The sequence below is a fragment of the Montanilutibacter psychrotolerans genome (assembly GCF_003719825.1).
GTDB lineage: Bacteria > Pseudomonadota > Gammaproteobacteria > Xanthomonadales > Xanthomonadaceae > Montanilutibacter > Montanilutibacter psychrotolerans.
In genome coordinates this window covers 411,241-425,033 of sequence record NZ_RIBS01000003.1, presented here as the reverse complement: position 1 = coordinate 425,033, position 13,793 = coordinate 411,241, and the positions used below count along the sequence as shown (strand labels likewise).

The 13,793-nt window shown below is 67.9% G+C and carries 13 protein-coding genes, 1 pseudogene and 1 riboswitch; of the genes and pseudogenes, 11 read left to right on the top strand and 3 right to left on the bottom strand.

What is annotated here, in order from left to right:
• Positions 1-85 precede the first annotated feature (85 nt).
• Positions 86-703 (bottom strand): TetR/AcrR family transcriptional regulator, encoded by a 618-nt coding sequence (locus tag EER27_RS08670; protein WP_123087623.1) that lies wholly within the window; start codon positions 701-703, stop codon positions 86-88.
• 96 nt (positions 704-799) lie between these two features.
• On the opposite strand from EER27_RS08670, the gene EER27_RS08665 reads away from it, so the two are divergent.
• The 9 genes and pseudogenes from EER27_RS08665 to EER27_RS08625 all read left to right on the top strand — a co-directional run bounded on the left by EER27_RS08665 (position 800) and on the right by EER27_RS08625 (position 10,869).
• A complete protein-coding gene (locus EER27_RS08665) occupies positions 800-1,819 on the top strand; it encodes a saccharopine dehydrogenase family protein (RefSeq protein WP_123087622.1) in 1,020 nt (339 codons plus the stop codon).
• A 279-nt stretch (positions 1,820-2,098) separates the two neighbouring features.
• Positions 2,099-2,313, top strand: a riboswitch (cobalamin riboswitch).
• A 142-nt stretch (positions 2,314-2,455) separates the two neighbouring features.
• Positions 2,456-3,970 carry a CoA-acylating methylmalonate-semialdehyde dehydrogenase gene (locus EER27_RS08660; RefSeq protein WP_123087808.1) on the top strand — a complete coding sequence of 505 codons (1,515 nt, stop codon included), beginning with the start codon at positions 2,456-2,458 and terminating at the stop codon, positions 3,968-3,970.
• A gap of 11 nt (positions 3,971-3,981) precedes the next feature.
• Positions 3,982-5,160, top strand: a complete 1,179-nt coding sequence (locus EER27_RS08655; RefSeq protein WP_190285725.1) for an acyl-CoA dehydrogenase family protein — start codon at positions 3,982-3,984, stop codon at positions 5,158-5,160.
• The gene (locus EER27_RS08650; RefSeq protein ID WP_123087620.1) at positions 5,157-5,954 is read left to right on the top strand and encodes an enoyl-CoA hydratase; all 798 of its coding nucleotides are present in this window, start codon (positions 5,157-5,159) and stop codon (positions 5,952-5,954) included. The genes EER27_RS08655 and EER27_RS08650 overlap by 4 nt, the downstream gene beginning before the upstream one ends.
• Positions 5,951-7,147, top strand: coding sequence for an enoyl-CoA hydratase/isomerase family protein (locus tag EER27_RS08645; RefSeq protein WP_123087619.1), 1,197 nt, complete (start codon positions 5,951-5,953; stop codon positions 7,145-7,147). The genes EER27_RS08650 and EER27_RS08645 overlap by 4 nt, the downstream gene beginning before the upstream one ends.
• The gene (gene mmsB, locus EER27_RS08640) at positions 7,144-8,034 is read left to right on the top strand and encodes a 3-hydroxyisobutyrate dehydrogenase (protein ID WP_123087618.1); all 891 of its coding nucleotides are present in this window, start codon (positions 7,144-7,146) and stop codon (positions 8,032-8,034) included. The genes EER27_RS08645 and mmsB overlap by 4 nt, the downstream gene beginning before the upstream one ends.
• Positions 8,031-8,697 (top strand): annotated as a pseudogene (locus EER27_RS08635) (epoxyqueuosine reductase QueH). The gene mmsB and the pseudogene EER27_RS08635 overlap by 4 nt, the downstream one beginning before the upstream one ends.
• A gap of 155 nt (positions 8,698-8,852) precedes the next feature.
• A complete protein-coding gene (locus EER27_RS08630; RefSeq protein WP_123087617.1) occupies positions 8,853-9,269 on the top strand; it encodes a hypothetical protein in 417 nt (138 codons plus the stop codon).
• Positions 9,270-9,411: 142 nt separating this feature from the next.
• Positions 9,412-10,869 carry an MBL fold metallo-hydrolase gene (locus tag EER27_RS08625; protein ID WP_123087616.1) on the top strand — a complete coding sequence of 486 codons (1,458 nt, stop codon included), beginning with the start codon at positions 9,412-9,414 and terminating at the stop codon, positions 10,867-10,869.
• Between the two features lie 102 nt (positions 10,870-10,971).
• Here EER27_RS08625 and EER27_RS08620 read toward each other — a convergent pair whose 3' ends face one another.
• Positions 10,972-11,346 (bottom strand): MmcQ/YjbR family DNA-binding protein, encoded by a 375-nt coding sequence (locus EER27_RS08620; protein WP_123087615.1) that lies wholly within the window; start codon positions 11,344-11,346, stop codon positions 10,972-10,974.
• Positions 11,347-11,536: 190 nt separating this feature from the next.
• The gene (locus tag EER27_RS08615; RefSeq protein WP_190285709.1) at positions 11,537-12,088 is read right to left on the bottom strand and encodes an outer membrane beta-barrel protein; all 552 of its coding nucleotides are present in this window, start codon (positions 12,086-12,088) and stop codon (positions 11,537-11,539) included.
• 263 nt (positions 12,089-12,351) lie between these two features.
• Here EER27_RS08615 and EER27_RS08610 point away from each other — a divergent pair, with 263 nt between their 5' ends.
• Together EER27_RS08610 and EER27_RS08605 are read left to right on the top strand one after the other, a co-directional pair.
• Positions 12,352-13,104, top strand: a complete 753-nt coding sequence (locus tag EER27_RS08610; RefSeq protein ID WP_223807233.1) for an N-acetylmuramoyl-L-alanine amidase — start codon at positions 12,352-12,354, stop codon at positions 13,102-13,104.
• Between the two features lie 166 nt (positions 13,105-13,270).
• A complete protein-coding gene (locus EER27_RS08605) occupies positions 13,271-13,780 on the top strand; it encodes a DUF1993 domain-containing protein (protein WP_123087612.1) in 510 nt (169 codons plus the stop codon).
• Positions 13,781-13,793: the final 13 nt, after the last annotated feature.

The following is a 13,793-nucleotide window of genomic DNA, read 5'->3' as shown; positions in this document are numbered from 1 at the left end:
GCAGCTTCGGCAACTCGCGCGATGTGCGCCTCGCGCCGATGGGTCGCTGCAGCACGGACGCGATGGTCCACCGAATGCGGTGTCGTCAATGCACCGGGGAGCGGGCGGCTGCGACCAGGGCGTTGGCCGACGCCAGGAGAATGCGTGGCGCGTCCTGACCGGCAAGCAGTTCCGAGCTGACGAACGCGCCGTTGACCAGCACCGCCAGTTGCGCGGCCAGGTCTTCCGGGTGCGCCACACCCAACTGCTGGGCGATGGCGCCCAGGCGTGAGCGCAGGCCTTGCATGTGCGCCCGGGCCACCTGTCGGGTTGGATGATCGTATTCGGGAAACTCGGCGGCCACGTTGATCTGCGGGCAGCCACGATAGTTGGAGCGCGACAGGCGCTCCCCGATCCAGCGCATGTGCGCGGCCAGCTCGCCGCCCGGGTCGTTGGCGTGCTGGGCCGCGACGCCATCCCAGGTGGTCCAGAAGTCCACGTCCTCACGCTCAAGGAACGCGACGATGAGGTCGTCCTTGGTGCGGAAGTGCCGATACAGGCTGGTCTTTGCGACTCCGGCCTGCGCCACCACCAGGTCTACGCCAACGGCGCGCACGCCTTGCCGATAGAACAGGTTCGACGCGCATTCCAGGATCCGTTCGCGCACGTCCAATGCATCGGCGCCCTTTGAAGGCGGGGTTTGAGCGGACGACTTTGCAGCCATGGCGGGATCCGGTCTGTTTCGAGGTTGACATCATACAGACCGGTCTGTACGGTTACAAGAACAGACAGGTCTGTATCGCCGACAAGGAGCAGGGAAATGGCTGAGAACAAGATGACTGAAGACAACAAGATCGTTGCTGTGTATGGCGCAACCGGGCACACCGGAGCATTCGTCGTCGCCGAGCTGCTGCGCCGTGGCTTGAACGTGGTCGCAGTGGGTAGGGATGTCTCCACGGTTCCCGCTGGCGTGCCGGCCCGGACGGCCGCCATCGATGACCCGGCAGCGCTGGACCGGGCGTTCGACGGCTGCGCGGTGGTGATCAACTGCGCCGGTCCGTTCCTGGAAACCGCCTCGCCGATCGTGGAAGCGGCACTGCGGGCAGGCAGTTCCTATCTGGACGTCACCGCCGAACAAGCCAGCGCCCTGGCGATCTTCGAGCGCTACGACGAACGTGCGCGCGAGGCTGGGGTGGCCCTCATTCCCGCTGCGGGGTTCTACGGCGGCCTGGCCGACGTCCTGGCCACCGCGCTGGTGGGTCGTGGGTCTGGCGATGACATGACGGTGGCCATCGCACTGGATCGCTGGTGGCCCACCAAGGGCACCCGCAAGACCGGCGAGCGCAACCGCGTTCCGCGCGTGGTGGTCGAGAACGGCGCCCTGGTTCCCATGACGATCCCGGCAAGGCAGAAGGAGTGGACATTCGCCGCGCCGCATGGCGTCCAGACCGTGGAAGAACTGGCCTTCAGCGAGGTCATCACCATCTCCCGCCATCTGAAGGTGAGCAACCTGCGTGCGTACCTCAACGTCGCATCGTTGACCGACGTCCGCGATGCCGCGACACCCCCGCCAACGGCCATCGACTCGCAGGGGCGATCCGCGCAGCAGTTCGCGATGGAAGTCCTGGCAAGTGGCGACGGCGGTTCACGCCGCGCGCTCGCCTGGGGACAGGACATCTACGCGGTGACCGCGCCCCTGGTGGTCGAAGCGGCACAACGCATGCTCCAACCTTCCTTCGATCGAACCGGAGCGATCGCGCTGGGAGAGGCATTCGATGCGGAAGACTTCCTGCGTTCGTTCCAGCCCGGACAGCTTGCCTTCGAACTCGACGCGGCCTGATCCAGCGCGCCTGTGCGCGCGTCGTGCGCAACGGTGCCAATCAGAACGCCACGGGCATTCCGTGGCGTTCGACGTCATCGGCATGGTGGCCGCTGCGCGTCGCCTGAGGCATCGGATTCGCACATCTGATCCGTCAGATGTGACCGCCAGACGTAGTCGCGCCGCGCGCAGTGGCGAACGCGATGGGCTGCACTGCGCGCGCCCATCTTGCGCCTGACAGAGCGCGATACGACACGCCCCCGTACGGCCCGCAAACTTGTCCGGCACCGGTTGCGTGCCTAAACTGCGGCGACCACAGGTGTCCTGCCGCCATCCCGGCGCGCAGGGTGAAACGGGAAGCCGGTGCGGATCGTTCGATCCCATTCCGGCGCTGCCCCCGCAACGGTAGGCGAGACCACCCGACGTTCCACCACTGCGTTCGCGCGGGAAGGTGTCGGGGTGATGCGATTGCATCGCTCGCAAGCCCGGAGACCGGCCCGTGGTGGACATCCTCAGCGATGTCAGTACTCGAGTGTTGCGGTGGGCAACCGGGCGAGCCGATTCGGCGCTGCTTCCCCCTGCCTCGAATTCGTCGTCCTGCTCCGCAACACCCGGGCATTCGCGGGTGGGCGATATGGAGGCAGGACAATGAACGAAATGAGCCGTGTGGCGACCCAGGTCGCGAACGTGAAACTGTTGATCGACGGCGAGTTCGTCGAATCGAAATCCACTCAATGGCGCGATGTCGTCAACCCGGCGACGCAGGTGGTGCTGGCGCGCGTGCCGTTTGCCACTGCCGATGAAGTCGATGCCGCAGTCGCCGCGGCCAAGCGTGCCTTCGTAACCTGGCGCAAGACGCCGATTGGTGCACGCGCGCGCATCTTCCTGAAGTACCAGCAGCTGATCCGCGAGAACATGGCCGAGCTGGCCGCGATCCTGACCGCCGAACAGGGCAAGACGTTGCCCGACGCGGAAGGCGACGTGTTCCGCGGCCTCGAGGTGGTCGAGCACGCCGCGGCGATCGGCAACCTGCAGCTGGGCGAACTGGCCAACAACGTCGCCGGCGGCGTCGACACCTACACGCTGCTCCAGCCGCTGGGCGTGTGCGCCGGCATCACGCCGTTCAACTTCCCCGCGATGATCCCGCTGTGGATGTTCCCGATGGCGATCGCCACCGGCAACACCTTCGTGCTCAAGCCCTCCGAGCAGGACCCGATGGTGACGATGCGCCTGGTCGAGCTGGCGCTGGAAGCCGGCGTGCCCAAGGGCGTGCTCAACGTCGTGCACGGTGGCGAGGACGTGGTCAACGCGATCTGCGATCACGCCGACATCAAGGCCGTCTCGTTCGTCGGGTCGACCCGGGTGGGCACGCACGTTTACAACCGCGCCAGCCTGGCCGGAAAGCGCGTGCAGTGCATGATGGGAGCAAAGAACCACGCCGTCGTCCTGCCCGACGCGAACAAGGAACAAACCCTCAATGCGCTGGTGGGCGCCGCGTTTGGCGCGGCCGGTCAGCGCTGCATGGCCGCGTCCACCGCGGTGCTGGTCGGTGATGCGCAGGCGTGGATTCCCGACCTGGTGGCGCGGGCAAGGACGCTCAAGGTCAACGCCGGCATAGAGCCGGGAACCGATGTGGGTCCGGTGATCTCGTGCGCCGCACGCGAGCGCGTCGAAGGGTTCATCGGCGACGGTGTGCGCGAGGGCGCAACGCTCGAGCTGGACGGACGCAAGCCCGACGTCGCCGGCTACGAAAATGGAAACTTCATCGGACCGACCATCTTCTCGGGCGTCACGCCGGGCATGCGCATCTACGACGAGGAGATCTTCGGCCCGGTGCTGGTGCTGCTGACTGCCGAATCGCTGGACGCCGCCATCGCCTTGATCAACGCCAATCCCAACGGAAACGGCACCGCGCTGTTCACGCAATCTGGCGCGGCCGCGCGCAGGTTCCAGGAAGAGATCGACGTCGGCCAGGTCGGCATCAACGTGCCGATCCCGGTGCCGGTGCCGCTGTTCTCGTTCACCGGCTCGCGCGCCTCCAAGCTCGGCGACCTTGGCCCGTACGGCAAGCAGGTGGTGATGTTCTACACCCAGACCAAGACGGTGACCCAGCGCTGGTTCGACGACGACACCCTGCATGTCGGCGTCAACACCACGATCAGCCTGAAGTGATGGCCGCGGTCATGGACATCCACGTGACCACGGACCCGTTGCCGGGGCTCAGTGAGGACCAGCTTGCGTTCCGCGATGCCGCGCGCGATTTCGCCCTGGCCGAACTCGCGCCGCACGCGGCGCGTTGGGACGCCGATGGCGAGTTCCCGCGCGAGGCGATCGCCAAGGCGGGCGAGCTGGGCTTCTGCGGGCTTTACACCGACGAATCCGCCGGCGGATCGGGGCTGGCGCGCCTGGACGCGGCGATCGTGTTCGAGGAACTCGCCGCGCTCGACCCGTCCACCGCCGCGTTCATCAGCATCCACAACATGGCCACCTGGATGCTCACCGCACACGCACGCCCGGCCCTGCTTGCGGCCTGGGGGCCGTCGCTGGCCAGTGGCCAAAAGCTCGCCTCGTACTGCCTCACCGAACCGGGCGCGGGCTCGGATGCGGCGTCGTTGCGCACGCGAGCGCAGCGCGACGGCGATCACTACGTGATCAACGGCAGCAAGGCCTTCATCTCCGGGGCGGGCGTCACCGACATGCTGGTGGTGATGGCGCGAACGGGCGACGACGGCGCACGCGGCATCAGCGCGTTCGCGGTGCCCGCCGATGCTCCCGGGATCGCCTACGGTCGCAAGGAGGAGAAGCTGGGCTGGAACAGCCAGCCCACGCGCGGCATCGCCTTCGAGGACGTGCGGGTGCCCGCGGGCCACCTGCTCGGCGACGAAGGCGATGGCTTCCGGATCGCCATGAAGGGCCTCGACGGCGGGCGCATCAACATCGCCGCCTGCTCGCTGGGCGCCGCGCAGGGAGCGCTCGACGCCGCGCGCCGCTACATGGGCGAGCGCCGCCAGTTCGGCCGCAAGCTCGCGCAGTTCCAGGCGCTGCAGTTCAAGCTTGCCGACATGGCCACCCAGCTGGTAGCCGCGCGCCAGATGGTGCACACCGCGGCGCGCAAGCTCGATGCGCGAACCGCCGACGCCAGCGTTTGGTGCGCCATGGCCAAGCGCTTCGCCACCGATGCGGGGTTCACCATCTGCAACGAGGCGCTGCAGATCCACGGCGGCTACGGCTACATCCGCGAGTACCCGATCGAGCGTCTGCTGCGCGATTGCCGCGTTCACCAGATCCTGGAAGGCACCAACGAAATCATGCGCGTGATCATCGCGCGCCACCTGCTGAACACCGAAGAGGAATTGCGATGACTGCGTACCGGGAAAAGCCGCACACCGGCCTGAAGCTTGAGATCGAGGGCAACGTCGCCGTCGTCACCCTCACCAACCCGCCGGCCAACACGTGGACCGTCGACAGCCTGGCGGCATTGCGCGACCTCGTCACCGGGCTCAATGCCGACCGTGACGTCTACGCACTGGTGATCACCGGTGAGGGCGAGAAGTTCTTTTCCGCCGGCGCCGACCTCAAGCAGTTCGCCGATGGCGACAAGGGCGTGGCACGTGTCGCCGCGCGCCGATTCGGTGAGGCGTTCGAGACCCTGAGCGCGTTCCGCGGGGTCAGCATCGCCGCAATCAACGGGTACGCGATGGGCGGCGGGCTGGAGTGCGCCTTGGCCTGCGACCTGCGCATCGCCGAAGAACACGCGCAACTGGCGCTGCCCGAAGCGACTGTCGGCCTGCTGCCCTGCGGCGGCGGCAGCCAGAACCTGCCGCGCGTGGTGGGCGAGGGTTGGGCCAAGCGCATGATCCTGCTGGGCGAGCGCGTGGACGCCGCGACGGCGCTGCGCATTGGCCTGGTCGAGGAAGTGGTCGGCAAGGGCGAAGCAAAGGCGCGTGCGATCCAGTGGGCGCAGCAGGCCGGCAAGCAGAGCCCGACCAGCATCGCCGTGTGCAAGGCGCTGGTGCAGGCCACCCGCACCCAGTCGCACGCTACCGCGCTGGTCAGCGAGCGCGAGGCGTTCGTCGACCTGTTCGACACCGCCGACCAGAAGGAGGGCGTGTCCGCCTTCCTCGAAAGGCGCGCCGCGCAATGGATGAATGCATGAACGGGACGGCTGGCTCGACGGCCCCCGAACCGACCGTGGTCGAGGCGCCGGTGCTGTTCGAAGAGCGCGCCGCCGGCGGCGGCCGTCGCATCGGCATCGCCACGCTCAACGCGCCCAGGACGCTCAACGGCCTGTCGCTGGAGATGGCGCGGCAACTCGATGCGCAGCTGTTGCGCTGGGCCGACGACGACGCGATTGCGGTGGTGGTGCTGCAGGGCGCGGGCGAGAAAGCGTTCTGCGCCGGCGGCGACCTGCACGGCCTGTACCGCTCGATGCGCGAGTACCGCGAACGGGGAAGCACCGACATTCGTGACAACGCCTACGCGCGCGAGTTCTTCGAGACCGAGTACCGCCTCGATCACCGCATCCACACCTACGCCAAACCCGTGCTGTGCTGGGGCCACGGCATCGTCATGGGTGGCGGCATCGGCTTGATGGCGGGCGCGAGCCACCGAGTGGTCACCGAGCGATCGAAGCTGGCAATGCCCGAGATCACCGTTGGGCTGTATCCGGACGTCGGCGGCAGCTGGCTGCTCAACCGCGTGCCCGGTCGTGCTGGCCTGTTCCTGGCCCTGACCGGCGCACCGCTCAACGGCGGCGACGCGATCCATGCCGGTCTGGCCGATCACCAACTGGCCGAAGCGCAGCGTGATGCGGTGCTGGCAACGATGGGCCGACAGGCGTGGTCCGACGATGCCGGCGACAACCACGCGCAATTGAGCGCGCTTCTGACCGGACTGGCGCAGACGCCGGCACCGGGTCCGCTGCAGGCGAACCGTGAACGGATCGCCCAGCTGTGCGCGTCCGACGACCTCGACGCGGTCGTTGCCGGCATCACCGCACTCAACACCGACGACACCTGGCTGGTTGCCGCGCGGCAGACACTGGCCGCCGGCGCGCCTGGCTCGGCACGCCTGGCGTTCGAACTGCAACGACGCGCGGCGACGTTGTCGTTGGCCGACACGTTCCGCCTGGAGTACCTGGTGTCGTTGCACTGCGCCGCACACGGCGACTTCGCCGAAGGCATCCGGGCCCTGCTGATCGACAAGGATCGGGCGCCGCGTTGGAACCCGGCAACGCTGGCAGACGCCACGCCCGCCTGGGCCGCCGACTTCCTCATCGCACCGTGGCCGCAGGACCGGCATCCGCTGGCCACGCTGGGTGCCAACCACCTCGCAGGAGCAACCGCATGAGCCGCATCGCCTTCATCGGACTGGGCAACATGGGCGGGCCGATGGCCGCCAACCTGCTCAAGGCCGGGCACTCGGTGTGCGTGTACGACCTGAGCCAGCCTGCCATCGACGCCGCCGTCACCGCGGGCGCGGTGGCGGCCAGCGACGCGCATGCCGCGGTGGTCGATGCCGAGGTCGTGGTGTCGATGCTGCCCGCCAGTCGCCATGTGGAAGGTCTGTACCTCGGCGACGGCGGCTTGCTGGCGGCGATTCCCGCCGGCGCGCTGGTCATTGACTGCAGCACGATTGCTCCTGCGTCGGCGAAGAAGGTCGCCGACGCCGCGGCCGCTCGTGGGCTGGCGATGATCGACGCGCCGGTTTCCGGCGGTACCGCCGGCGCCGCCGCCGGCACGTTGACCTTCATTGTCGGCGGCCACGCGCAGGCGCTGGAACGCGCGCGGCCGGTGCTGGAGTCGATGGGTCGCAACATCTTCCACGTCGGCGACAGCGGCGCCGGACAGGTCGCCAAGCTTTGCAACAACATGGCGCTGGGCGCGATCATGGCGGTGACCGGTGAGGCGCTGGCACTGGGCGTCGCGCACGGGCTGGAGCCCAAGGTGCTGTCGCAGATGATGGCCGTCAGCACCAGCCGCAGCTGGGCCACCGAAGTGTGCAACCCATGGCCGGGCGTGCTCGAAAACGCACCCGCGTCGCGCGGTTACACCGGCGGCTTCGGCAACGACCTCATGCTCAAGGACCTCGGCCTGGCGGCGGAGGCGGCGATGGGCGTCGGCGCGTCGATTCCGCTGGGGGAACTGGCGCGAAATCTCTACGCGATGAACAGCCGCGCCGGTAACGGCGGGCTGGACTTCTCCAGCGTGGTCAAGCTGGTGGCCAAGGACGTATGAGCGCGGTCGAGCGCGAGCGGCTGGTGCTGCCCGGCGGCGGCGACAGGCTCCTGCTGCACTCGTGCTGCGCGCCGTGCTCGGGCGAGCTGATGGAGGCCTTTGTCGCATCGGGCATCGACTACACCGTGTACTTCTACAACCCCAACATCCACCCGGTGAAGGAGTACGAGCTGCGCAAGCAGGAGAACATCCGCTTCGCGCAACAGCACGGCGTGCCCTTCGTCGATGGCGACTACGATACCGACAACTGGTTCGCACGCGCCAAGGGAATGGAGGACGCGCCCGAACGAGGCGTGCGCTGCACGATGTGCTTCGACATGCGTTTTCGAACGCACCGCGCTGTACGCCCACGAGCACGGCTTCCCGGTGATGACCAGCTCGCTGGGCATCTCGCGCTGGAAGGACATGGCGCAGATCACCGGCAGCGGCGTACGCGCGGCCGCGCCGTACGACGGCCTCACGTACTGGGACTACAACTGGCGCAAGGGCGGCGGAAGCCAGCGCATGGTGGAGATCAGCAAGCGCGAGCGCTTCTACCAGCAGGAATATTGCGGATGCGTCTACTCGTTGCGCGACAGCAACCGGCACCGCCGCGAACAGGGCCGAGACCGCATCCGGATCGGGCTGAAGTTCTACGGCGACGAAACGGCGGGTAACGACTGATCGATTGCTTCGTCCTGCGCAAAGATCGTCCAGCGGCGCGGGCGGGCGACCGCCGCGCCGCCCGGCGGCCAGGGCCCGCGCCCGCTGCCCGTGCCGGGAAAACAGGGCTAGGATGCAGGTGCGTTACTACCTACGCGTCGTTGCAGGGCAATCGAATGTCGCACGTTTACGGACCCGGTCTGGTGCTGCACATGTACCCCGAAGAATTGCTCAGATTTGGCGCCAGCCACACCGTCGAGCCCGATGATGCGGTGGCCGCGCAGCATTACTTCGTCTGCCTGTCGGCCGATGCCAAGGGCGGCCTGTGGACGCCGCTGTACCTGACGCGTGGCCAGGACCGGCTGGCTATCCCGGAGGCTGCCAAGAGTGGGCATGCGCGCTGGACGCGCGGCGTGTCCTACTACTCGCCCGATGAGCTCTGGCACATCCCGCACAAGGCCACCCAGCGCGGCGCCGCCGCGGCGCAGGACCAGTCGCAGCCCAAGACCCCGAATCGCATTGCGTTGTCGTCGCTGCCCGGCCGTGCGCAGTTCCCTTCGGACACCGCGCTGCGTCCCCACCCGCCGAACTGACCGAGCGCTGGCGCGGGGCGCGATGGCGGTCCGGGCGATACCGGACCGGGTCGGCACGTCCAGTGCGGTCGATGGCTGCCGTCGAGGGCGCGCCGGTGGCCCGCGCTAACATCGCGTTCTCGCCAACTCCGGTCACCACGCCATGCGCTGCGTCCTGTTGCTGCTCTGCCTGTTGCTTCCGGTCGACGCCTTGGCGCTGGAACTGCCGCGACAGTGGGTGCACGGCGCCGCCGGCGAGCCGGCGCTGCAGGTGCACGAGGCCGCACCCGGGTTTTGGGTGTTGCGCCAGTCCAAGCGCAGCAACGCCGAGGCGCCGTTCCTGTACCTCATCGCCGGCGCCGAACGCGCGCTGCTGCTCGATTCCGGCGCGGAGCCCGTGCAGGGGCATTCGCTGCCGCTGCGCGAAACGGTCGATGGCCTGCTTGCGCAATGGGCTCGAGCGCACGGCAGGGCGCACTTCCCGCTGGTGGTGGCGCACACGCACGCTCATCGCGACCACGTCTTCGGCGACGCACAGTTCCGCGATCGTCCCGATACGCGCATCGTCGGCAGCACCGCGCAGGACGTGGCCAAGTTCTTCGGCCTGGATCGCTGGCCCGATGGCGAGGCCAACTTCGATCTGGGCGAGCGCGCGATGACCGTCCTGCCGATACCGGGCCATGAGCCGGCGCACATCGCGGTGTACGACCCCGTCACCGGCAGTCTGTTCACGGGCGATTCGTTGTATCCGGGCCTTCTGACGATCCGTGACTGGCCTGCGTACCGCGCGAGCGCCCAGCGGCTGGCCGCGTTTGCCGCTGCTCACCGCGTCGACCAGGTGCTCGGCGCGCACATCGAGATGACCGCAACGGCGCGGCGCATGTACCCGCTGGGGACCGCGTTCCAGCCCGAAGAGCACGCCCTTGCGCTGGGCATGGCGCAGATCGACGAGGTGGCCGCGACGACCTCGACGCTGGGCGACTTCCTGCACGCGGACGTCCACGACGATTTCGTCCTGCAGCGCATCATCGCCACGCCACCGAGCGACGCGCCCAACACGCACGGCATGCTGGTGGTCGGCACGGACGTGGTCTATCTGTCGCACCTGCCGATGTTCCACAGTCCGCACAACTACCAGTTGATCTTCGAGGCCGGACTGTCGGGCGAGGTGCTCGCCGCCTACCGCGCCGACGCCGCCCGCCATCCCGGTGCGGTGTACACCCTGGCGCCCACAGCGCAATGGGTGCTGCCGACAACGATCCAGCAGGGCGGCAGCTTCCGCGCCGACCTGTATCGCGGCCACTTCGAGCGCGGCGGAACCACGATCCTGTCGGACATCGAGGTCCGGGTTGCAGACGTCGTGCAGTTCCGTCGCTTCGAGCCCGGCAGCTCGCCCGAACCGGCGCAGTGGATTGGTTTCGGTCGCGGCAGCGAACATTTCCTCGCCCACCGTCTCGAAGGGCCGCCCGACATGGACCAGGTCGTGCAGGTCTCGCGACCCCAGGCCGAAGGCCGCGCGGTGGTGTTGCCGGGCGCGGCCGAGCTCAAGCCGGGCGATGCGATTCCCGCGGGCGCCGTGCAGCGTGTGATCTACACCGAGTACGGCGACCTGGCGCGCTGATCGCGCGACGCGCGCGGTCGAGAAGGGACCGGCGCGACGTCACTGGTCATTGTGCTGCCGCCAGCAGCATGACGATGACGAATGCCGAACGCCGTGTCTGGATCAGCCGGCCGCGCCATCGGGCTGCAGAAGCCGCGCCTGCTTGGCCTTGCTCAACGTGCCCAGCGCCCGACGGTAGGACCACGTCACCAGCTCCGTCAGGTAGTCGTCCGGCACGCTGCGCACGTCGACCACCGTCACCCAGTGGAAGCGTGCCATCCAGCGCGCGGGCTTGATGCCGGGAACGTCGGTCAGCTCCAGGAAGCGGTCCGGGCTGACGCGGAAACTGAAGCGCCAACGCTCGGGTTCGCTGGTCTTGAAATAGGCGAACTGCTTGCCGTCGAGCGAAAACACCAGCACGTTGCGTGCGTCGTCATACAGACGCGTGGTGGTGCCGGGCAGCGCGGCGCAGAACGCCTGCAACTGGTGCCGATCCATCGATCCTCCTGGAGGTGGTCGCCGCAAACGGCGTCAAGGATAGCCGCGCGGGTCCGGTCGTCTGAAAGGCGGCAACACGCGCGCTCGCGATGGGCGGGTGCGCGTGTTGTCCGGTGATCGCGTGGCGCGAACGCTCGACGCGCAAAAGCCGACGGCGTGGGCCGTCGGCTTTTCACTGTCACGGTGCACGTCAGAAATCGAAGCGCACCTGCAACTGGGCCAGATCGACGTCGGTGTCTTCGACTTCGAAGCGGCTGTACTCACCGCGCAGCGCGACGTTGTCGGTGAACCGGTACTGCAGGCCCAGGCCGTAGGTGGGATCGGTGCCGGTGTCCTCGCGGCTGCCAAGGACCGGCAGGTCGCTGTCGACGTCCCAGCGATGCACGCCGGCTTTTGCGTAACCGGAGAAATTGTCGGTGAACGGCACGCTGGCCACTGCCGTCAGATAGGCCGAGCTGCCTTCCAGATCGCTGCCCAGAAGGAACTCCGGCTCGATCTTGCCGAAATCGGCATAGCCGGCTTCGAGGGCGAAGTGACGGTTGAACTGGTAGCCGCCGAACGCCGAGAACGCGGTGTCCTCGTCGTCGTAGCCGGTTTCATCGACAAACGACTGACCGACGCCGGCGCCGGCATAGAAGCCCGGTTGCTCGGACGCCTGCGCGCCGAAGGCGGCGGCGCCGACGAGCACGGCAAGCACGGTGCGCAGCAGCGCGGTACGGGGCTGATTGTTGTTGTGCTTCATGGTTGCTCTGACTCCTGCGACGGACATCGCGACTGGGGGAGGGTGTCGGCGACGGTCCGTGCGATGGGCCCCGGCGAAGTGCCTGGACAGCCATCGCTGCGAGAACTAAGTGGGTGTCGGCAACGCCCACAAAAGGGCGGAATTCGGGGATACACCGTCCCGCGTCCGGAACATCACGCCGGTGGCACGCGCATCGGGGATGCACGTGCCGCCGAAGGCGCGATTGGCTTAGGGTGTGCGCTCGCATCAATCTGCCGATGACCATGAATCCGTTACGCCTTGCGCTTGTCTCGCTGCTTTCCGCAGGCCTTGTGGCCTGCACCACCGCGCCGCTGCGCAACCCGATGGCGCAATGGCAGGGCTCGTCGAACTTCGACGCGCGACGCGCCCGCGCGGTCGTGCTGCATCACACGTCGATGGACAGCGTCGACGAGGCCCTGCGAACCCTCAAGAGCGTGAACTCGGGCGGCCCGGTGAGCGCGCACTACCTGATCGGCGAGGACGGTCGCGTGCTCCAGCTGGTGGCCGAGGATGCCCGCGCCTGGCACGCCGGTGGCAGCCGGTGGGCCGGCATCGACGACCTCAACTCCAGTTCGATCGGCATCGAGCTGGACAACGACGGCAGCGAGCCCTTCAGCGAGGCGCAACTGCAGTCGCTGTTGCGCCTGCTCGCCGACATCAGCGCGCGATTGCGCATCCAGCCGCGTTTCGTGATCGGCCATGGCGACATCGCGCCCACGCGCAAGGACGATCCGAGCACGCAGTTCCCCTGGCAACGGTTGGCGCAGGCCGGGTTCGGGTTGTGGCCACGCGACGCGCCGGCGCCGCCGCCGGCGGGATTCGATCCCTGGTTGGCGATGGCCGTGATCGGATACGACCTGCGCGACCCCACCGCCGCGATGCGCGCTTTCCACCGGCACTATCGCGGCAGCAGCGCCGAGACCTGGCAGCCGGGCGACTTCGAGATTCTGCACGACCTGCAATCGCAGGTGCTGGAACTGCCCGCCACGCGATGAACGGCCGCTTGCGCCGTATCGGTCATGTCATCGCTGTGGCGATTGGCCCGCTGCCGGGACGCACACTCCCTGGCATCGCGGCTAATCAATCCGCGGCGCGGTGCCTAGTCTTGCGCGGCGCACTTCCCGCGGCCGGCGCACCGCATCAGCAGAACGGAACCCGCCCATGAGCCTTTCGATGTACCAGTCGTCCGTCCCCGTGTTCGTGCACGCGCTGCGCAACCTGTCCGCGGTACTGCGCAAGGGCGAGGCCCATGTCGAAGGGAAGGGCGTCACCGGCGACGTGCTGCTGCAGACGCGACTGATTCCCGACATGATGCCGCTGGTGCGACAGGTGCAGATCGCCACCGACATTGCCAAGAACGGCGCCGCACGCCTGGCCGGCGTCGATCCGCTGAAGTTCGAGGACAACGAAACCTCGTTCGAGCAGTTGTATGCGCGTATCGATCGCGCGGTCGATTACATCGGTTCGTTCTCGGCCGAGCAGCTCGACGGCAGCGAAGCGCGCCCGATCGTCGTCCCCTCGCGCACCTGGGGCGACCGGCATTTCGAAGGCCGCCCCTATCTGCTCGACTTCGTGTTGCCCAATCTGTTTTTCCACACCACCACCGCCTACGCGATCGTGCGTCAGGCCGGCACCGGTGTCGGCAAGGCCGATTTCCTCGGTTTGAGTTGAGCCCCGCGCGCGG